Raw genomic sequence first — 20,142 nt, 5'->3', positions numbered from 1 at the left:
CAAAGTCCGGAACCTTGTGGACTGGCTCGCACCAGTGCACAGGTTCCGGGCTTTCGCGTTTTTCGCAGGATCGTAGCTCCAGAAAACGCCTATAGTTCTGGGTATGACTGAATCAGCACCATTTCGTACCAACGTCGCTATCCGCTGGTCTGATTTCGATCAGTATGGCCACGCCAACAACACCGCTTTCCTGGAATACGCCCAGCAGGCTCGTCTGGACTTTGTGATGCGCGGTCTCGGCGGCGGGGCAGGGATGCCTGCGGCAGTGGTGCGTCGCCTGGAGATTGACTACGTCCGCGCTATTTTGCCGGACACCCAGGAAGTTGTGGTTGAGACCGAGATTATCAACTTCGGTCGCACCTCTTTCACACTTCGCCAGACAATCTCCGACCAGCATGATCACATCGTTGCTGTGCTCGAAACCGTGATGGTGATGTTTGATCTCAAGACTGCGAAGGCAGTCGAGCTCTCCCCGTCTGCCCGCCGTGAACTGGAGCGTTTTGCAGCTCCCGCAATCGAAGACAACAAGGAAGACCAGGACAAGTAATTCGCCGTGACCACTTCTCATCCCGCTGCCGAGCTGACCTTCGGCACTCCCGATGCCCTGAAGAACCTGGGCGTCCTGGCCCATAAGGCCTACGCCCTCGACGAGAGCACGTTGCTACGCATCCGAGCACGTAAGACCACCACCGGCACCACCGCCGGCACCAGTTCCTCGTCCGCGCCTGCCGCTGCGCCCGCAATGTCGCAGGTATGGGTGAAGACTCCGATTGGCCCGCTCGCCATGCGCACGATTGCGCTGCACGCGCTTCCCGACGACATCATCGTCACCGCCGCGGAGATTAAAGACATCGCAGTGCGTGCCTTTGCGCAGGCAAAAACTGCTGAGGACGGAGAGGAGAAAGAAGCTTCGCTCACCGCGATGCCATACCGCGTGCATGCGCAGTCGGCGTCCTCCTGGCCGGGATTCCTGCCAGTGCCGGAAGGATGGCAGGTTGTCGACTATGTTCCAGCGACTGCTTTCCGGACTCTCGAGAAGCAGGGGCGCGCGGTCGCCGTTGAATCTTCCGGCCCGATGGGCATGCCACCGTCTCTGCTGGACCAAAAGGTTCTCACTGTCAGCGGCGGTACCGGTGAAGCCACTGTTGATACAGGGGAGGGGCAGTCGCAGGAGACGTCGAAAAGCGTGGTGGACGTGACCATGCGGGACGTGTTTGCGCTGTGCACGATGGGCTTTATCCCGGAGCAACCGGATGAAAAAGAGCCGGTGCGCGTGTCCACAAAGGGACGGTGGCACCGGCTGGATGGGCGGTTTGGCTCGATCTTTACGCTCGAGTCCTTTGGCGTGCTGCCGCTGCTGAACTAGCGGCGCAGGGCCTAGTTCCTACTGCGCGTCGAAGCGGTTGATGAGCATGTCAGCAACCTGCACCATGTGGTTCCACATGGCTTCGCGCTGGGGGCGGGGGAGCTCGTCATCGGAAATGTCTGCGAGTGAGGCGCTCATGATTTCCAGCCAGCGGTCGCGTTCGGCCTCGCCGATGGAAAACGGCATGTGGCGCATGCGCAGGCGCGGATGACCACGCTGTTCGCTGTAGGTGTGCGGCCCGCCCCAGTACTGGACGAGAAACATACGTAGTCGATCCTCGGCGCCCTCCCAGTCATCGCTGGGGTACATCGGGCCGATGAGGTCATCGGAACGCATGCGCGTGTAAAAACCATGGACGATGCGATTGAAGACATCCTCGCCGCCGACGGAGTCAAAGAGCGTCTGAGAAGTTGTCATGGCACCAAGTCTATCGACTTGATGCCACGAAAACGATAACGGCCAAAGTGCCGGCCGAAATCACTTGTTACTTCGCGTCGAACTCGCGGGCGCGGAGAGCGAGCTTCACCAGGAACTGCTGCTCAGAAATGATGCGCTTGACCGGCGACGCAGTCTCCTCGCTGTCGAGCAGGCGCTGAGCGGCCGCGATTGCCGACTCGCTGATCTCCCAAGTGGGGTAGAAGCCCTCGAGCAGAGTCTGGGCCGTCTCGGAGGAGAACTGCTTCCACCAGCTGTTGGCAACAGCGAAGAAGTGCTCCGACAGCGAGGTTGCCGACTGCTCCGCGCTGATGGTGGCACGGGAGTCGTCGTCAAGCGCCTGCGCGAGCACTGCACCCGAGCCCGGCGCGTTGAAGCCGGCCAGCAGGTGGCGAATGACAAGGTTCGATGGGGCGTCGTCGCCGGAGACAGTCGCCTCAGCCCAGACGCGGGCCTTGTTGGCGAGCGTCGGCACGGAGGCGCGGCAGGCGATGGCGGCCTGCGCGCCGAGTGCTGAATTGTCGGTCTTTTCAAGCTCTGCGATGGCCTCCTCGCCTTCGAGACCAGCGGAAACCAGAGCCTTCAAGGCGCGCCACTGCATGTCGGTGTCGACAGTGACAGCGGGGAAGCCAGCCTTGTCGGCGTCGCCGGCGTAGATGGCGCGCAGTGCGTCCACGACGTCGCTATTCGACGAGCCCACGGTAGCCAGAGCGTTAACGAAAACCAGGGCGCGGTCGGCGTCGGTTTCCTTCTTCGCGTAGTCCAATAGGCCCTGTGCCAGCAGATTGCGTCCGGTGGAGTCGGCCCACTGTGGATCGGCGTAGACGTTGACGGCGCTGACCGCCTGAGCGATGACGCGCTCCAAGACGGAGAGCTTATCCTCGCCCGGGATGCCGCGAAGCACCAGGTTGACGAAGTCGCGAGCGCGCATCTGGCCTGCGCGAACCATCTGCCAGGTGGCGGACCAGCACAGTGTGCGCGCCATCGAATCGGTGAAAGCGCCGATGTTGTCGATGACGGTGGCAAGCGAGCCTTCGTCCAGGCGAATCATGCTGTAGGTGAGGTCGTCGTCGTTAACCAGCACGACGTCGCCAACTGGTGTGTCGACCAGATCTGGGACATCGGTGCGGGCACCGCGGACGTCGATTTCCACGCGCTTGGTGCGCTCAAGTACAGCGTCCGCGCCGGTGCCGCGCAGGTTGTAGATGCCCACTGCGATTCGGTGATCACGGAGTTCACCGGCACCCGGCTCGGCGCCTTCCTGCGTGACTGCGAAGGAGGTGTACTTGCCGTCCTCTTGATGGAACTCTGGCGCCAGGGTGGTGATGCCGGTGGTGGTCAGCCACTGATCGGCCCAGCCAGACAGATCGCGACCGGAGGCCTCGGAGAGCGCCTCCAACAGATCCGCGAAGGTGGCGTTGCCAAAGCGGTGGCGGGAAAAGTGAAGACGAGCACCGGCGAGGAAGGCGTCCTGACCAACGTAGGCGGCCAGCTGCTTGAGGGTGGACGCGCCCTTGGCGTAGGTGATGCCGTCGAAGTTCTGCTCGACGGTGTCAATGTCGCTGGCATCGGCGGCAATCGGGTGCGTCGACGGCAGCTGATCCTGCTTGTAGGCCCAGGCCTTCTCTACGTTGGCGAAGGTGGTCCAGGCGTGGCTGTAATCGGAAACCTCAACCTGTGCGGCGGCAGCCGACCAGGTAGCGAAGGACTCGTTGAGCCAGAGATCATCCCACCACTGCATGGTGACCAAATCGCCGAACCACATGTGAGCCATCTCGTGCAGGATGGTGTCGTTGCGGCGCTCGTAGAGGTAATGGGTGGGCTTCGAACGAAAGACGTACTCGTCGCGGATGGTCACGCAGCCGGCGTTTTCCATCGCACCCATGTTGTATTCCGGGCAGAAGATCTGGTCGTACTTGCCGAACGGGTAGGGCTCGCCGAAGTGCTTGGCGTAGAAGTCGAAGCCTTCCTTGGTCTCCTTGAACAGAGTGTCGGCATCGAGGTACTCGGCGATGGACTGGCGGCAGTAGGTTCCTAGCGGAATGGTCAGCTCGCCGTCCGGCTGGTGCTCGGCAGGGGTTTCCGGGTGCGGTGCGACAGTGCCGGTCCACGAGTCAGTGACCTCGTGCCACGGGCCCGCACAGACTGCGACGAGGTACGTCGACAGCGGAACATCCACTGAGAAGTCGAAGGTGTCGGCCTCATTGCCGTGGACATCGGTGGTGGTGCCGGTCTTGGCTACCGAGTTGGAAATAACCTTCCAGCCCTTCGGCGCCACGACGTGGATGGAGTACGTCGCCTTCAAATCCGGCTGGTCAAAGCAGGCGAACACGCGCTTGGCATCGGCAGTTTCAAACTGCGAGTACAGGTAGGTTTCGCCATCGGCGGGATCCTGGAAGCGGTGAATGCCCTGGCCGTTATTGGTGTAACGACAGTCCGCATCGATAACGACGGTGTGGTCACCTTCGGTCAGGTCTACGTTAATGCCGGTCTCGCTGGCATAACGAGCGGCCTCCGTGGCATCGACGCCGTCGATGGTCACACTCTTGACAACTGCATCGCGCAGGTCAATAAAGGTGGAACCAGCGCGCTTCGCTTTCAGAGAAATTGTGGTCTTGGAAGCGAATGTTGGTGCGCTGTGCGGCCCACCGACCGGTGCGGTCGTAAGGTCGAGCGAGATGTCGTAGTGGGACACCTCGAGCATGGCCGCACGGTCGGCGGCCTCGGTCCTGGTTAGGTTCGTGGAAGTCATGCGACAAGTGTAACCACGACCCCGGATTGGGAATCGAGCAGTAGCGGGGTGGGCGGGGTGACCTCGACTTCCTCGCTCATTGCGTGTCGATTCGGGCGGTCGATTGGCGGTCGATTGGGCGAGATTTTGGCTTCTTTGGCATGCGAGCAAAGCCGAACGTGAATACACTTCGTTTTATGTACAAACTCAATGATGATGCAAGCAAGGTTGAACGGGTCAACGCGGCGTGGGATCGCATTGAAGCAAAGCTTGGCGACGATGCTCTGGAGGCCCCGGCGACAGAAGCGGAACTGGATCAGCTTGAGGCTGACCTCGGAGTAAAGCTGCCAGACTACGTGCGAGCTTCGTGGCTGCGGCACGCGTCTGTGGACGGTGAGCCGTGGGACGGTGGCTGGATTGCACCGCCTAAGTCGATTCTGAATGACTACAAGCTGTGGACTCAGCTGCAGGCCGACGGCGAGTTCGATGACTTTGAAGCCGAAAGCATGGACAGCGCCGACTCGGATGGCAAGTGGTATCACGAGGCATGGATTCCACTGGTCATGGACTTCGGCGGAAACAACTACTGTCTGGACATGCGCTCGGGGAAGATGGTCTCCATGGACCACGAGGTGGGCTCGGAGTTCCTGGACTACGCCGACTGGCCTGCCTACCTGGAGGCTGCCGCTGATTCCCTGGAGGCTACGGGCTTGCCCTGGAACGGTTAGGTAGGCGATTTAGACGGCGCCCGATGGGGGAGCCAGTTAACACCAGGTCCGGTAGAACTTCGGACCCATCCGAATTCATGAATGCGAACCGAAAAATTCCGCCCTATAGTCGTTGATAAGTCAATCAATGCTTTAGGAGGACTTTCACATGAGCAATCGAGACAAGGTCACTTTTTACTTCGACGTTTCCTGCCCGTTTTGCTGGGTGACGTCGCGCTGGATTAAGGAAGTCGAAAAGGTCCGCGACATCGAGATCGAGTGGAAGCCGATGAGCCTGTCGGTGCTCAATGAAGGCCGCGATGAACTGCCGGAAGATTACAAGTTCATGATGCAGTGCAACTGGACCCCGGCACGCCTGTTCAACGCCGTGTTCTCCCAGGATGGCCAGGAGGCCGTCGACAAGCTTTACACCGCGCTGGGCACGAAGGTCCACAACGAAAACCGCATCGATCGCCACGCGCATGTCGACGAGCCGGAGCACGCATTCGACGAGCTGATTAAGGAAGCCCTCGCAGAGGTTGGTCTGCCGGAAGAGCGCCTGGCCCAGGCCCTGACTACGGAGTTTGATGAGCTCATGCGTGAAAACCACGCAGAGGCCATGAAGGAGGTCGGCAACGACGTCGGCACTCCGGTGGTCAAGCTCAACGACGTTGCCTTCTTCGGCCCGGTGCTGACCCGCATCCCACGCGGTGAAGAAGCGGGCAAGATTTTTGATGGCGCGGTTGCCGTCGCCAGCTACCCGTACTTCTTCGAAATTAAGCGCTCCCGCACTGAGAGCCCGCGCTTCGACTAAGAAAGCTTTAGCGGCTAGGGCATGTAGCTAAGAGGGCTGACCCGCCCCGACGCCAGCATTTTGCCCGGTAGAGGCCTGCCGTTCTTCTTCGCTCATGGCAGCCCACCGTGGTGGGATGTAGATGCATGTCGGATCGGATGCCGTGTAATCCCCGGTCAACGCGTACGCAGTCGAGCGGGACCCACCGCATACGCTGTGGTATTCACAGACGCTGCACTTGCCGTGCCAATTGTCCGGATCGCGAAGGGCCTTGAACGCCGGCGAGTTCGAATAGATTTCCTGGAATGGCGTGGCCTTCACATTTCCGCAGTGAAGCGGCAGGAAACCATTGGGGTAGACGTCGCCGATGTGGTCAATGAAGGCAAAACCTGACCCGGAATTGACGGCCATGGGGGAGCGCGGGCGACGTGGCTTTTCCGGCACAGCACCGAGCAGCTTTGTCGTTTCCTCGGTCAAGTAACGGTAGAGCTCGCCGCCCTCATAGGGTGGCAGCCCCTTTTCCTTCGCTTCCTCCTGCTGCATGACGACGCGCCGATACTGCGGCGCCTCCGTTGTCTTAATGGCAATTCGGTTGGAGACATCAGACAACCAGTGCAGAACGTCCTCGCGTTCCTCCGGTGACAATGCGCCCAAATCCGCACCGCGACCTGTGGGAACGAGGAAAAAGACGTACCACATCTTGGCCTGCATCTCCATGACGGTCTTCAGCAGTGCTGGCGCCTCATGAATATTTCCCTTGGTCAGGGTCGAGTTAATCTGCAGCCGGTAACCGGCCTCGTTGATGTGCGGAGCCATCTCGAGCGTCTTTTCAAAAGTGCCCGAAAACCCGCGGAACTTGTCATGGGTCTGGGCAGTCGCGCCATCGAGCGACATCGACATCGCCTTGCCACCGGCCTCACGCAGTGACTGAATCCGATCTGGCGTGAGCCGCGGCGTCACCGATGGAGATAGCGACATATTCAGGCCCTGCTCCGTGCCGAATCGCACCAATTCTTCCAGGTCATCACGCTCAAAAGGGTCGCCGCCGGTGAGCACCACAAGTGGCTTCGGCTTGCTATACGACGCCAAGGTCTCCAGCAGCATCTTGCCCTCGGTGGTCGAAAGCTGGTGAGGATGCGGCTCGTGCTGTGCATCTGCACGGCAGTGCTTGCAGACTAAGCCACAAGCCCGCGTGACCTCCCAAATGACAATAAATGGTTTCTTGTTGATGTCATGCCGAACCGTTCGCACCACCGGTGCGTGATGATTCCCATGGGAGCCATGGGAATCCGGATCGACTTGGAAGTGAGCTTGCGGCGCAGGAGACACGGTAAAAGCACCCAATTTCCGGTTTCGAAGACGTGCTGAAACGCAAATACAGTCACTTTTCACCCTATTCGGCTGCGCAGGAGACGTCGTCAAGCAATACCTAAAACGGGTGCAGACGCCGTGGAATCCGTGGGAACCGCTAAACTTGCTGCCATGCGTATTTACCTTGGTGCAGACCACGCCGGTTTTGAGATGAAGAACCTGATTAAGGCCCACCTGGAGAAGGCTGGCCACGACGTCGTTGACTGCGGCGCTCACACCTACGACCCTGCAGATGACTACCCAGCATTCTGCATTGAGGCGGCGTCCCGTACCGTCGCTGATCCGGGCAGCCTGGGCATCGTGCTCGGCGGTTCCGGCAACGGCGAGCAGATTGCTGCTAACAAGGTCAAGGGCGCTCGTTGTGCGCTGGCTTGGTCGGTGGAGACCGCAAAGCTCGCCCGCGAGCACAACAATGCTCAGCTGATCGGCCTCGGCGGTCGTATGCACTCTGAGGAAGAGGCCCTGGCTATCGTCGATGCTTTCGTCTCCCAGCCGTGGAGCGAGGAGGAGCGTCACCAGCGCCGCATCGACATTCTGGCAGAGTACGAAAAGACTGGCGTTGCCCCGGAGCTGCCAGAAGCTTAAAGGGATTGCTGTTCGCTATCTGTTGATAGGAATAAAAAAGGGGTCTGGTTCCAGAAAACTCTGGGACCAGACCCTTTTTCATGTGTAGACGGAGTAGGAATTGTCGTATGACAAATCAAGAAGCGCATCGCCGAGTAACTGTTGTGCTATTCCCCGGGTTCGAGCTCTTGGACGTATTTGGACCGGTTGGCCTTTTTGGCCATGTCCCAGAGATTGAGGTCGAGTATGTCGCCAACATTGCCGGTCCGATAACCAGCGCTCAGGGGACGGAGGTTATCGCCACGCGCTGCATCGCTGAACTTGAGGCAGTCGATATTCTCCTGGTGCCCGGTGGAGCAGGGAGCAGAACACTAGTTGAAGATGCAGAGTTTTTGGAGTGGCTTAAGCGCATCGGATCCCAGGCGCGGTTAGTGGCGTCGGTCTGCACGGGTTCGGCGCTGCTTGCTGCGGCTGGGCTACTTGAAGGAAAGCGGGCAACTAGTAATAAGTTGGCTTTTGATTGGGCCACCTCATTCGGAAACGAAGTGATGTGGGTGAAAGAAGCCCGATGGGTCGAAGACGGTAATCGGTGGAGCTCATCAGGGGTCGCAGCAGGTATGGATATGGCTGTTGCTTTAATTAGCAGCATCCTTGGCGAGGAAGCTGGTCGATTGGCCACCAGAAAAATTGAGTATCGGCCCCAGACAGACGCCACTGTCGACCCTTTTGCGAATTGAGCGAAATAGCGGCGCCGGGCTTCTTCTAAATATCGAAACCGTCGAATCCGCCGTCGAAGAATCCGCCACCGTCGTTGCCACCGTCGCCGCCGAAGAGGCCGTCGAAGAAGCCACCGCCGTCGCCTGCGTCACCAGCATCGGCAGCGCCGCCACCGAAGTCGCCTCCACCGAAGTCATCGGAACCAAAGTCCTCGGTGCCGCCGAAGTCGTCAGCACCGGTGCCCATGCCGCTGGCGAACTCATCAGCGTCGTAGGCAACACCGGCCATACCGTGGAAGAGAGTAGAGAACAGCAGCATCGAGCCAGCGGTCCAGACACCGGTGCGGAGCGCGGACTTCCACCAGGGCTCGGAGTACCAACCGGCTGGAACCGGACGGCCAGCGACACGGCCGCCGGGGTAGTAGTTCGGAGTTTCCGGGGTGGCGTATGGCGAGGCGGTAACCGAGTGGCCTTCGTGCTCAATGGTGCGAGTTTCGGTCACAGAACCAGCGGCCTTCTGCCCCTCCAGCGGTGGCAGTGTCGGCCCCGCCGGCAGGCCCATAATTTCGCGAGCAGCATTGATATAGTGCAGGCCCTCCAGCGCCGATTCGCGCGCCATTCGGGCCTGTGCCGGGGTCCGAGCAGTAGAAATCTGCGAGGAAGCGGCGTTGTAACGCTCGGATGCGTCGGCAAGAGCCTGCGTGGAAGCCGAATCGGTGCCAGCGAGATTCAGCACCTGTGAGCCCAGCCGCTCAATCCAACGGCGGGCGTCTGCGACGGCGTCTTCCAATTGATTGTTCTGGCGGGCATCAAAAGCCCTGTTAGAGCGGTTTTGAGCCATCGACGCGATGATAATCGCACCGCCGACGGTGATAGCGATCAGGATTAAAGCCCCCATGGGCTAGGCCTCCAAAAGGAAATTGCGAGTATTGCTAGTAATTACTTGAAATAACGCACGTAGAGCGCAAAAAGTTCCCGAGCTGACATCTCTGTGCGGCAGAGGCAGCTCGGGAACCAGGAAAAGATTGGGTATGGGTAGGTATCTATGACTCGGCGGAGTCGGTGCGCTTGGTGCGGCTCTTTCGATTGGCGTGCCATGCGCGAACTTCTTCGGAATCCCACAGGGTCAACCCATGAAGCTTCGCGACGGGCTCGGGAGCCTTCTTGCGGCCAGCGTAGCTGGTGAAAGTGCCACGTGCGGTGCCGGAAAAAGCAGCGCATTCGACCGCGGTCCATAGTTCGTGTCCAGTATCGGCATCGATAATGGTGGGCTTCATGGTGCCCAGAGTACCCGCGGCACTGGATCCTGAACAGAGGACAGAAGAATTTCTGGTCCCGGACATCGGCTCGGAAAAACAAAAACCGGGAGCAATGCTCCCGGTTACGTGGAGGGGATGACGGGAATCGAACCCGCGTCTTCAGCTTGGAAGGCTGAGGTATTAGCCACTATACGACATCCCCATAGACAGAAATCCGGCTTAGACGCTCAATCGTCTCCACCAGGCCGTGTCTTGGTACAAGGCATATTAACCCGTTAATGCGCACATACAAAAATCGATGCCAGGTTTTTCTCGAAGGCTTTAAAGAAAAGTGGCTGTGGCCGGGAAAAACAGAAAATGAAGCTAAAGCAACGTGGGGTATGTGAAACAGGCGTATAGCCGTTGATTACACTGTCACACGACTCAACAAAGGGGCAGTCGTTTGAGAGGCTTCTTTGGGGAGTCGGCCGACGAATGGAGTGTTTGCAGTAAACGAGGCCGCCAAAAGCAGTGCCGAGGTGATGCAAACGCCCTGTGATATGCATGGTTTTCATGAAACCGGTAGTAGTTGGCAGGTTGGCTCTCGATAGCGTCGTAAAGCGTTTTCAGACAGAGCATTAGCCTGGTTGAACGCGTGGTTTTGTGATTTCATTAATCGTCAGGTAAATCTATACGGGTCCGTTGTGGAAACGCGATTTCGCGCCTATGAGGGCCCCGGTGCAGATGCTCCAAAGGGGTTTCTGCTAGGTTTCGAATGGCGCATACGGGGTATGGCGCAGCTTGGTAGCGCGTCCGCTTTGGGAGCGGAAGGCCGTGGGTTCAAATCCCGCTACCCCGACCAGTATCACGGGCACTCCCGTGGTCTATGAATTAATCATCGAGTTGCAGGAGAGTGCACCAGTGAAGTCTTCCGTTGAGAAGCTCAATGAGACCCGAGTGAAGATTACCGTCGAGGTCCCGTTTGACGAGCTGAAGCCAGAGTTCGACAACGCCTACAAGGCACTGGCTCAGCAGGTCCAGATTCCGGGCTTCCGTAAGGGCAAGGCACCGGCAAAGCTGATTGAGGCCCGCTTCGGCCGCGGCCCGATCCTGGAGCAGGTGCTCAACGACATGGTCCCGTCCCGCTACGACGAGGTCGTTCGCGAGGAGGACCTGAAGGTTATCGGTCAGCCTGAGGTCGACATCACCAAGCTGGAAGACGGCGAGCTCGTTGAGTTCACCGCTGAGGTCGACGTCCGTCCGGAGATTGAGCTGCCGAAGTTCGAGGACATCGCAGTTGAGGTTGACCCGCTGGTCGCCGACGACGAAGCTGTTGAGGCTGAGCTGCAGAACCTGCTCGCTCGTTTCGGCACCCTGACCGGCGTTGAGCGCGCAGTTGAGAAGGATGACTTCGTCTCCATCGACCTGTCCGCCACTATCGACGGTGAAGAGCTGGAAGAGGCTTCCACCGAGGGACTGTCCTACCAGGTTGGCTCCGACGATCTGATTGACGGCCTGGATGAGGCTGTTGTTGGCCTGTCCCAGGGCGAGTCCAAGGAATTCACCACCAAGCTGGTTGCTGGCGAGCACGAGGGCGAGGACGCTCAGGTCACCGTTACCGTTCAGTCCGTCAAGGTCCGCGAGCTGCCGGAAGCTGACGACGACTTCGCTCAGATGGCTTCCGAGTTCGACACCATCGAGGAGCTGAAGGAAGACCTGGCACGCCAGGTCGAGAACACCAAGAAGGGCGAACAGGCTCAGCAGGTCCGCGACAAGGTCCTGGCTGCCGCAATGGAGCAGACCACAATCGCTCTTCCGGAGGGTGTTGTCAAGGAGCAGGTCGAGGGCCAGCTGCAGCAGCTGCTGGGTCAGTTCGGCGGCGACGAGAAGGTTCTGAACTCCATGCTGGAGGCCCAGGGCACCACTCGTGAGCAGTTCGACGAGGACTCCAAGAAGTCCGCTGAGGAAGCTGTTCGCACCCAGCTGTTCCTGGACGCACTGGCTGAAGAGATCCAGCCGGATGTTTCCCAGCAGGAACTCACCGACCACATCCTGTTCACTGCTCAGTCTTACGGCATGGACCCGAACCAGTTCATCCAGCAGATTCAGCAGTCCGGCCAGCTCGGCAACCTGTTCGCAGACGTTCGCCGCGGCAAGGCTCTGGCTACCTCGATCCTGAAGGCTTCCGCCAAGGACACCGAGGGCAACGAAATCGACCTGAACGAGTACTTCGGTGAGGTCGAGCCGGAGGCTGAGAAGGCTGAGTCCGACAAGGCTGAGGACACCTCCGCTGAGTAAGCCCCGCAATTAGCGCGGCGCGTTCGACATGACGCAACGCTTATAGCGAACAAGGGCCGTTCCCGAAACAAAGGGGCGGCCCTTTTCGTTACCCTCTAATGAACGACAAAACTCGCACACGTACGAAAAAGGAGTACACAGATGAGCGATAACGCCCAGATGTCGACGAACACGGTTTTCGACAAGCTGCTCAAGGAGCGCATTATTTGGCTGGGTGAGCAGGTCGACGACGAGATTGCCAACAAGCTCTGCGGTCAGATGCTGCTCCTGGCAGCCGAGGACCCGGAGGCGGATATCTCGCTGTACATCAACTCCCCGGGCGGCTCCGTCACCGCTGGCATGGCCATTTACGACACCATGCAGTTCGTTCCGTGCGACGTGGCTACCTACGGCATGGGCTTGGCAGCTTCCATGGGCCAGTTCCTGCTCGCCGCAGGTGCTAAGGGCAAGCGTTACGCGCTGCCGCACGCCCGCATTATGATGCACCAGCCATCTGCAGGTATCGGCGGAACCGCATCCGACATCACCATTCAGGCTGAGCAGTTCGCTGCCACCAAGAAGGAGATGGCTCGCCTGATTGCGCAGCACACCGGTCAGCCGGTCGAGCGCATTGAGGAAGACTCGGACCGCGACCGCTGGTTCACCGCGGCTGAGGCTAAGGAATACGGCCTGGTTGACCACGTCGTAACCGCCCTCAAGGACACTGCACGCTAAAAGCGGACAGTAGCGAATAATTAGAGGCGATTTAATCAACATGGAGATGAACAATATGCAGATGCCGCAGTCGCGCTACGTGCTTCCTTCTTTCGTGGAGCACTCCAGCTTTGGTGCTAAGGAATCCAACCCATACAACAAGCTCTTCGAAGAGCGCATTATCTTCCTCGGCTCCCAGGTCGACGACACCGCCGCTAACGACATCATGGCGCAGCTGCTGGTGCTCGAGGGGCTGGACCCGGATCGTGACATCACGATGTACATCAACTCCCCAGGTGGCTCCTTCACGTCGCTGATGGCCATCTACGACACGATGCAGTACGTGCGTCCCGACGTGCAGACGGTGTGCCTGGGCCAGGCTGCTTCCGCGGCAGCCGTCCTGCTCGCTGCGGGTGCACCGGGTAAGCGTGCAGCTCTGCCGAATGCGCGCGTGCTCATTCACCAGCCGGCCACCCAGGGTATCCAGGGCCAGGTTTCCGACCTGGAGATTCAGGCGAACGAGATCGAGCGCATGCGCAAGCTGATGGAGGAGACTCTGGCTCGCCACTCCGGTCGCACTGCAGAGCAGATCCGCAAGGACACCGATCGTGACAAGATCCTGACCGCCGAAGAGGCCGTCGAGTACGGCATCATCGACCAGGTCTTCGAGTACCGCAAGCACAACGCTTAAAAGGGGACATGGTCTCTCTGGAGTGCTGTGCACTGGCCGTCGTAAAGCGCCGAGCGAGATTGCGTGAAATTCGCCTCGCCCTGGCGTGGAAGCCGGTAATTGCGCACTCTCACGGTAGGCTGGTCTGAAGCAATTATTGGCAACGAAGCGGAAAGGCGGCGGCGGGAGCCTCATGGCGCGTATGCAAGAAAGTGCGGATTTGCTGAAGTGCTCTTTCTGTGGAAAGAGTCAGAAGCAGGTCAAGAAGCTGATTGCCGGACCTGGTGTGTACATCTGTAATGAGTGCATCGAGCTCTGCAACGAGATCATCGAAGAGGAGCTCAACACCGGCGGCGAGGCAACTGGCAACGACGACCGCCTGCCGCGGCCGATGGAAATTCGAGACTTCCTCGATGAGTACGTCATCGGCCAGGACATGGCTAAGCGCACGCTGGCCGTCGCGGTCTACAACCACTACAAGCGCCTTCGTGCTGCGGAGACCAAGTCGGACAACGACGTCGAGCTGCAGAAGTCGAACATCCTCTTGCTGGGGCCGACTGGCTGCGGCAAGACTTACCTCGCGCAGACACTGGCTCGCAAGCTGGATGTGCCGTTCGCGATCGCTGACGCCACCAGCCTGACCGAGGCCGGCTATGTCGGTGAGGACGTGGAGAACATCCTGCTGAAGCTGCTGCAGGCTACTGATTTCGACGTCGAGAAGGCACAGCGCGGCATCATTTACGTCGATGAAATTGACAAGATTTCGCGCAAGTCCGAGAACACCTCCATCACCCGCGATGTCTCCGGTGAAGGTGTGCAGCAGGCGCTGCTGAAGATTCTCGAGGGAACCGTAGCCGCCGTGCCCCCGCAGGGTGGGCGCAAGCTGCCGAACCAGGAGTTCATTCAGTTCGACACCTCCAACGTCCTGTTCATCGTCGCGGGTGCGTTTGCCGGTCTGGAAAAGGTCGTTCAGGAGCGCGTCGGCAAGAAGGGCCTGGGCTTCGGCGCAGATGTCACCTCGGCTAACGACGAGGACATGAAAGATCCATTCCGCGACGTGCTGCCGGAGGACCTCGTTCGATTCGGCCTGATTCCTGAGTTCATTGGCCGCCTGCCCGTTATCGCATCGGTCACCAACCTCGATGAGGACGCGCTGGTTCGTGTGCTCACCGAGCCGAAGAACTCTCTGGTCCGCCAGTACCAGCACCTGTTCGACATGGACGGTGTGCGTCTCACCATCGACGATGAGGCACTGCGCGCCATTGCTGCCAAGGCGATTAGCCGCAATACCGGCGCCCGTGGTCTGCGCGGCATCATGGAAGAAATCTTGGTTCCCGTAATGTTCGAGGTACCAGAGCGTGACGACGTTGCGGAGGTCATTGTCCACAAGGAATGCATCACGGACGGTGCAGCGCCGGAACTCGTTGAACGCAGCGAGGATAAGAAGACTGCGTAAAGGTAGCTAAAACCCGGTTAGAGTAGCCGCTCTAACCGGGTTTTTGATGTCTGTATGGAGCCCTAGTCGTCCATGCCGTAGATGTCGCGGTAATCCGGGGCATCGTCAGTGGTCAAGTCCTGAGTCTCTGGGTTGGGCTGATCGCCGTAGACCTCTGCGCCAAGCGCGGACGAGTTCGCGCCATGGGAGGCCAGCAGGGAAGTGTACGAGCTGCCCGGTTCGTTGCGAGGCGAGGCCGTCAACAAGCTGGTCACAGTGTCCTGAGCAAACTCACGCAGCTTGTCCGACAGCACTGTCGATTGCATTTCAATGCCGTAGAGGTTTTCAAAAGTCCGCTGGTGCAGGGTGGGGAAGGTAGCCAGCGACAGCACGAGAATATAAAGATCAAGTGCGGAAATATCAGTGCGGAATGCACCGTAATCGCGGCCGAGCAACAAGATGCGGTCAAACTCCAACACAATAGGGCTCTGACCACCAAGCCCAGTCACGCCTTCTAGCGGCAGGACCGGATGTAGGTTTTCCTGGATGATAAACCGCACGGCGAGCGGGTTCGCCGAGAAGTAGTCGTAGATAACGCCGACCACATGCTGCAGGGCTTCCACCGGCACATTGGAGTGCGGACGCAGGTCGTCGTCGTCAGGCCTTACGGTCTCCAGCACATGTGCCCACGTCGCCCTGTAGAGTCCCAACTTGTCACCACAGTGGTAGTGAAGCATGCGCTTGGAGACACCAGAGGCGGCAGCAATGGCATCCAAACGGGCATCTGCATACCCCTTTGCGGTGAATTCTTGAAGTGCTGCCACCAAGACTGCATGGGGGATTGCATCAGAGGAGCCTGGAGACTTCATGAAAATCCTTTGCTTGGACTAGAGGGCGACTACGGGGTTTTGGCTATCTAACGGGGGTGAATTTGCTCGGTCGCGGACTTCTTTCTAGTGAAATGAGTACATGACCGTAAGTCATGCCTAATGCTATCCGTTTTTCAGAATTGGCCTGAGCCCGTCGCCCCCGTCTGCGCCAATTCTGTAGTCGCATTAGAGTGGGCAGCGAATTGATTCTCTCTCGAGAAAGGCCTGAAGTGAACAAGACTCCCGTAAAGGTTGCAGTTACCGGCGCCGCCGGACAGATCGCTTACTCCCTGCTCTTCCGCATTGCCAGCGGTTCGGTTTTCGGCCCTGAGACCCCGGTTGAGTTGAACCTGCTGGAGATCACTCCGGCGCTGCACGCCACCGAAGGCGTCGCCATGGAGCTGTTTGACTCCGCCTTCCCGCTTCTGACTGGCATCAACATCACCGATGATCCGGCCAAGGCATTCGACGGTGCTAACGCCGCCTTCCTGGTCGGTGCAAAGCCGCGCGGCAAGGGCGAGGAGCGCTCCGCACTGCTGGGCGCCAACGGCAAGATCTTCGGCCCGCAGGGTGCCGCACTGAACGATCATGCAGCAGACGACATCAAGGTCCTGGTTGTCGGCAACCCGGCCAACACCAACACCATGATTGCCGCGTCCCACGCTAAGGACATCCCGGCAGAGCGCTTCACCGCCATGATGCGCCTGGACCACAACCGTTCCCTGTCTCAGCTGTCGGAAAAGATTGGTGTTCCGACCACTGAGATCAAGAACATGATTGTCTGGGGTAACCACTCCGCAGACCAGTTCCCGGACATCACCTACGCCACCATTGCAGGCGAGAAGGTCTCCGACAAGGTGGACGCTGCATGGGTCGAGCAGGACTTCATTCCGCGTGTCGCCAAGCGTGGCGCAGAAATCATCGAGGTCCGTGGTTCCTCCTCCGCAGCTTCCGCTGCCGCTGCCGCAGTTGACCACATGCGTGACTGGGTCACGGGTACCCCAGAGGGCGAGTGGGTCTCTGTCGCCCTTCCGTCCGATGGCTCCTACGGCATCGACGAGGGCCTGGTCGCTGGTGTTCCGTGCTACGCCAAGGACGGCGAGTGGGTTCGCGTTGAGGGCCTGGATCTTTCCGAGGTTCAGCGCGCTGGCATCGAGCGCAACGTCAAGGCACTGCGCGAAGAGCGCGAGGCTGTTAAGGACCTGCTGGTCTAAGAGCTGTTCAACGGCCGTTTAGAGGCGCTCTCTTGTGATGATTTCACAAGAGAGCGCTTTTATTTTGCGCGGTAATCGCGGTTTGGCTTGGAGCGAGAGTAAGGCTTGAATTAGGCGGTGTATAAGTCGCCGATGGCAGATATGGGTGGGGCGCAAGGGCCGTCGTAAAGCCCCTGGAAAACCAAATCCGGGCAAGGCGCTAAGATGTGACGCGTGACTGAGAACAACGTGGACCTAAACAGAGCAGATAAGTTGCCCAAGTCGTGGAACCCGGCTGACGTGGAGTCGGACCTGTACCAGGGCTGGGTAGACGCCGGTTATTTCAAGGCTGATCCGTCTAGCTCCAAGCCGGCTTACTCTATTGTGCTGCCCCCGCCGAACGTGACGGGTCAGCTGCACATGGGCCACGCACTGGACCACACTTTGATGGATGCGCTGGTGCGACGTAAGCGCATGCAGGGCTACGAGGTGCTGTGGCTGCCGGGTATGGACCACGCGGGTATCGCAACGCAGACCAAGGTCGAGGCGATGCTGAAGGAGTCCGAAGGCAAGGACCGCTTTGATTACGGCCGCGAGGAATTCGTGGAGAAGGTCTGGGAGTGGAAGCACGATTACGGCGGACGCATCGGCAACCAGATGCGCCAGATTGGTGACTCCCTGGATTGGTCCCGTGAGCGCTTCACTCTGGACGAGGGCCTGTCCCGTGCGGTTCAGACGATTTTTAAGGAACTGTTTGACCGCGGCCTGATCTACCGCGCCAAGCGCATGGTCAACTGGTCACCGGTGCTGCAGACTGCAATCTCGGATATTGAGGTCAAGTACGAGGACGCTGAAGGCGAGCTCGTGTCCTTCCGCTACGGCGATGGGGAAGACTCCATTGTTGTGGCGACGACTCGTGTGGAGACGATGCTGGGTGACGTGGCAATTGCCGTGCACCCGGAGGATGAGCGCTACACGCACCTGGTGGGCAAGGTTCTGGACCACCCGTTCCGCGAGGACCTGAAGATTCAGGTCATCGCCGATGATTACGTGGATCGCGAGTTCGGTACTGGCGCGGTGAAGATCACGCCGGCGCACGATCCGAATGACTTCGCCATGGGCCAGCGCCACGACCTGGATATGCCGGAGGTCATCGACACCACTGGCCGTATCTTCAACACTGGCACGCGTTTCGACGGCATGGATCGCGCTGAAGCCCGTACTGCGCTGACGGAGGCGCTGCGTGAGCAGGGGCGCATCGTCAAGGAGGTCCGCCCGTACGTTCACTCCGTCGGTCACTCGGAACGCTCGGGTGAGCCGATTGAGCCGCTGCTGAGCCTGCAGTGGTTCGTTAAGGTCGATGAGCTGGCCAAGATGTCCGGCGATGCTGTTCGCGAGGGCGACACGGTTATTCACCCGGCTTCGCAGAAGCCGCGCTGGTTCGACTGGGTCGATGACATGCACGACTGGTGTATCTCCCGCCAGCTGTGGTGGGGCCACCGCATCCCGATCTGGTACGGCCCGAATGGCGAGGTCGTCTGTGTCGGCCCGGATGATGAGGTCCCGACGGGCGAGGGCTGGACGCAGGATCCGGACGTGCTGGATACCTGGTTCTCCTCTGCGCTGTGGCCGTTTTCCACGATGGGCTGGCCGGAAGCCACCCCAGAGCTGGAGAAGTTCTACCCGACATCCGTGCTGGTCACCGGCTACGACATTCTGTTCTTCTGGGTCGCGCGCATGATGATGTTCTCGACCTTTGCTGCCACCCTGCCTGATTCACCGCTGGGTAAGGGCCGTGACGGTCGTCCGCAGGTGCCGTTCAAGGATGTCTTCCTGCACGGTCTGGTCCGCGATGAGCAGGGCCGCAAGATGTCGAAGTCTCTCGGCAACGGCATTGACCCGCTGGACTGGGTCCGCGACTACGGTGCGGACGCACTTCGCTTCACGCTGGCTCGTGGCGCTAACCCGGGCTCTGACCTGCCGGTCGGTAACGACGCCGCACAGAGCTCCCGTAACTTCGCTACCAAGCTGTTCAACGCCACCCGCTTTGCGCTGATGAACGGTGCCCACGTGGGCGAGCTGCCGGACCGTGACCAGCTCACCGACACCGACCGCTGGATCTTGGACCGCCTGGAACAGGTCCGCGCCGAAGTCGACTCTGCGCTGGATAAGTACGAGTTCTCCAAGGCCAACGAGGCCCTCTACCACTTCGCATGGGACGAGGTCTGTGACTGGTACCTGGAGATGACCAAGGTTGACTTCCCACGCCTGGACGACGGCGAGACCATGACCGAGGAGCAGGCCGCCCGCGCCGCCTCCACTCGTCTGGTTCTAGGCCGCGTGCTGGATACGCTGCTGCGTCTGCTGCACCCGTCCATGCCGTTCGTCACGGAGACGCTGTGGAAGGCGCTTACCGACGGCGCGGAGGGCTTCGAGGACTCTCTGGTTATTTCCGCCTGGCCGGATGCCACCATGACCACCGACGGCGCTGCTGTCGACGAGGTTGCCGCACGTCGTATTGCCGATGCCCAGAAGTTGGTCACCGAGCTGCGTCGTTTCCGCAATGACCAGGGCGTGAAGCCGTCACAGCGCGTGCCGGCACGCATGAACCTGGCGGATGCTGATCTGACTGCGCAGGAAGAGATGATTCGTTCGCTGGCTCGTGCTGAGGCACCGGAGGATGGATTCACCGCTACCGCTTCCATTGAGGTGCGCCTGTCTCAGGCCACTGTCCTGATCGAGCTGGATACCTCCGGCACCGTTGACGTGGCCGCTGAACGCAAGCGCCTGGAAAAGGACCTGGCCAAGGCAGAGAAGGAACTGGCCGGCACCGAGAAGAAGCTCGGCAACGAGGCCTTCCTGTCCAAGGCTCCGGAGCAGGTCGTGGAGAAGATTAAGACTCGCCACCAGTTCGCACTGGAGGAGATTGACCGTATTAAGGCTCGTTTGGAGGGACTTCCGCAGGCATGACCGATCCACGGGATGCTGAACCACGTGATGAGGCCGCAGGCGAGATTCGTTTGAATCTTGGCGGCGAGGACGATTCGGTGACGCAGGAAGAGT

Annotated in this window: 18 protein-coding genes and 2 tRNA genes; 13 read left to right on the top strand and 7 right to left on the bottom strand. The window is 59.6% G+C overall.

Annotation, left to right across the window (positions count from 1 at the left end):
* Positions 1-103: 103 nt before the first annotated feature.
* Positions 104-547, top strand: coding sequence for an acyl-CoA thioesterase (locus QP981_RS07885; protein ID WP_016422286.1), 444 nt, complete (start codon positions 104-106; stop codon positions 545-547).
* Positions 548-553: 6 nt separating this feature from the next.
* Positions 554-1,366: a DUF8185 domain-containing protein gene (locus QP981_RS07880; protein ID WP_284857742.1), complete on the top strand. Its 813-nt coding sequence runs from the start codon at positions 554-556 to the stop codon at positions 1,364-1,366.
* Positions 1,367-1,384: 18 nt separating this feature from the next.
* On the opposite strand, the gene QP981_RS07875 is transcribed toward QP981_RS07880, so the two are convergent.
* Positions 1,385-1,783, bottom strand: coding sequence for a globin (locus tag QP981_RS07875; RefSeq protein ID WP_016422288.1), 399 nt, complete (start codon positions 1,781-1,783; stop codon positions 1,385-1,387).
* A gap of 67 nt (positions 1,784-1,850) precedes the next feature.
* A complete protein-coding gene (gene pepN, locus QP981_RS07870; protein WP_284857743.1) occupies positions 1,851-4,553 on the bottom strand; it encodes an aminopeptidase N in 2,703 nt (900 codons plus the stop codon).
* A gap of 176 nt (positions 4,554-4,729) precedes the next feature.
* On the opposite strand from pepN, the gene QP981_RS07865 reads away from it, so the two are divergent.
* Both QP981_RS07865 and QP981_RS07860 read left to right on the top strand, forming a co-directional pair.
* Entirely contained in the window at positions 4,730-5,260 is a 531-nt protein-coding gene (locus QP981_RS07865) for an SMI1/KNR4 family protein (RefSeq protein WP_256881941.1), read from the top strand.
* A gap of 148 nt (positions 5,261-5,408) precedes the next feature.
* The gene (locus QP981_RS07860) at positions 5,409-6,053 is read left to right on the top strand and encodes a mycothiol-dependent nitroreductase Rv2466c family protein (RefSeq protein WP_049189866.1); all 645 of its coding nucleotides are present in this window, start codon (positions 5,409-5,411) and stop codon (positions 6,051-6,053) included.
* Positions 6,054-6,080: 27 nt separating this feature from the next.
* On the opposite strand, the gene QP981_RS07855 is transcribed toward QP981_RS07860, so the two are convergent.
* Positions 6,081-7,286 carry a TIGR04053 family radical SAM/SPASM domain-containing protein gene (locus QP981_RS07855; protein WP_284857763.1) on the bottom strand — a complete coding sequence of 402 codons (1,206 nt, stop codon included), beginning with the start codon at positions 7,284-7,286 and terminating at the stop codon, positions 6,081-6,083.
* Positions 7,287-7,514: 228 nt separating this feature from the next.
* On the opposite strand from QP981_RS07855, the gene QP981_RS07850 reads away from it, so the two are divergent.
* Positions 7,515-7,988, top strand: a complete 474-nt coding sequence (locus tag QP981_RS07850) for a ribose-5-phosphate isomerase (RefSeq protein WP_005511109.1) — start codon at positions 7,515-7,517, stop codon at positions 7,986-7,988.
* A 107-nt stretch (positions 7,989-8,095) separates the two neighbouring features.
* Positions 8,096-8,704 (top strand): DJ-1/PfpI family protein, encoded by a 609-nt coding sequence (locus QP981_RS07845; protein ID WP_284857744.1) that lies wholly within the window; start codon positions 8,096-8,098, stop codon positions 8,702-8,704.
* A 25-nt stretch (positions 8,705-8,729) separates the two neighbouring features.
* Here the strand turns inward: QP981_RS07845 and QP981_RS07840 are convergent, their stop codons facing one another.
* The 3 genes from QP981_RS07840 to QP981_RS07830 all read right to left on the bottom strand — a co-directional run bounded on the left by QP981_RS07840 (position 8,730) and on the right by QP981_RS07830 (position 10,144).
* A complete protein-coding gene (locus QP981_RS07840) occupies positions 8,730-9,581 on the bottom strand; it encodes a DUF1542 domain-containing protein (RefSeq protein ID WP_284857745.1) in 852 nt (283 codons plus the stop codon).
* Positions 9,582-9,726: 145 nt separating this feature from the next.
* On the bottom strand, positions 9,727-9,960 hold the full coding sequence (locus QP981_RS07835; RefSeq protein WP_040361601.1) for a hypothetical protein: 234 nt from the start codon (positions 9,958-9,960) through the stop codon (positions 9,727-9,729).
* Between the two features lie 109 nt (positions 9,961-10,069).
* Positions 10,070-10,144 (bottom strand) — tRNA-Gly (locus QP981_RS07830).
* 562 nt (positions 10,145-10,706) lie between these two features.
* Between QP981_RS07830 and QP981_RS07825 the strand changes: the two genes are divergently transcribed.
* The 5 genes from QP981_RS07825 (at position 10,707) to clpX (ending at position 15,038) form a co-directional block, all read left to right on the top strand.
* Positions 10,707-10,783, top strand: a tRNA-Pro gene (locus tag QP981_RS07825).
* Complete coding sequence (gene tig, locus QP981_RS07820) at positions 10,756-12,219, top strand: trigger factor (RefSeq protein ID WP_284857746.1); 1,464 nt, start codon at positions 10,756-10,758, stop codon at positions 12,217-12,219. The genes QP981_RS07825 and tig overlap by 28 nt, the downstream gene beginning before the upstream one ends.
* Before the next feature lie 141 nt (positions 12,220-12,360).
* Positions 12,361-12,933 carry an ATP-dependent Clp protease proteolytic subunit gene (locus QP981_RS07815; protein ID WP_016422302.1) on the top strand — a complete coding sequence of 191 codons (573 nt, stop codon included), beginning with the start codon at positions 12,361-12,363 and terminating at the stop codon, positions 12,931-12,933.
* A 46-nt stretch (positions 12,934-12,979) separates the two neighbouring features.
* The gene (locus tag QP981_RS07810; RefSeq protein WP_369707172.1) at positions 12,980-13,603 is read left to right on the top strand and encodes an ATP-dependent Clp protease proteolytic subunit; all 624 of its coding nucleotides are present in this window, start codon (positions 12,980-12,982) and stop codon (positions 13,601-13,603) included.
* 172 nt (positions 13,604-13,775) lie between these two features.
* The gene (clpX, locus tag QP981_RS07805) at positions 13,776-15,038 is read left to right on the top strand and encodes an ATP-dependent Clp protease ATP-binding subunit ClpX (protein WP_042388518.1); all 1,263 of its coding nucleotides are present in this window, start codon (positions 13,776-13,778) and stop codon (positions 15,036-15,038) included.
* A gap of 62 nt (positions 15,039-15,100) precedes the next feature.
* On the opposite strand, the gene QP981_RS07800 is transcribed toward clpX, so the two are convergent.
* On the bottom strand, positions 15,101-15,886 hold the full coding sequence (locus QP981_RS07800; RefSeq protein ID WP_284857747.1) for a TetR/AcrR family transcriptional regulator: 786 nt from the start codon (positions 15,884-15,886) through the stop codon (positions 15,101-15,103).
* A 230-nt stretch (positions 15,887-16,116) separates the two neighbouring features.
* Here QP981_RS07800 and QP981_RS07795 point away from each other — a divergent pair, with 230 nt between their 5' ends.
* Positions 16,117-17,100, top strand: coding sequence for a malate dehydrogenase (locus QP981_RS07795; protein ID WP_016422306.1), 984 nt, complete (start codon positions 16,117-16,119; stop codon positions 17,098-17,100).
* A gap of 213 nt (positions 17,101-17,313) precedes the next feature.
* Positions 17,314-20,049 carry a valine--tRNA ligase gene (locus QP981_RS07790; RefSeq protein WP_284857748.1) on the top strand — a complete coding sequence of 912 codons (2,736 nt, stop codon included), beginning with the start codon at positions 17,314-17,316 and terminating at the stop codon, positions 20,047-20,049.
* Positions 20,050-20,142 lie beyond the last annotated feature (93 nt).

The organism is Corynebacterium sp. MSK047, assembly GCF_030232285.1.
Taxonomy (GTDB): domain Bacteria; phylum Actinomycetota; class Actinomycetes; order Mycobacteriales; family Mycobacteriaceae; genus Corynebacterium; species Corynebacterium jeikeium_D.
This window is presented reverse-complemented; position numbering and strand designations above follow the sequence as displayed.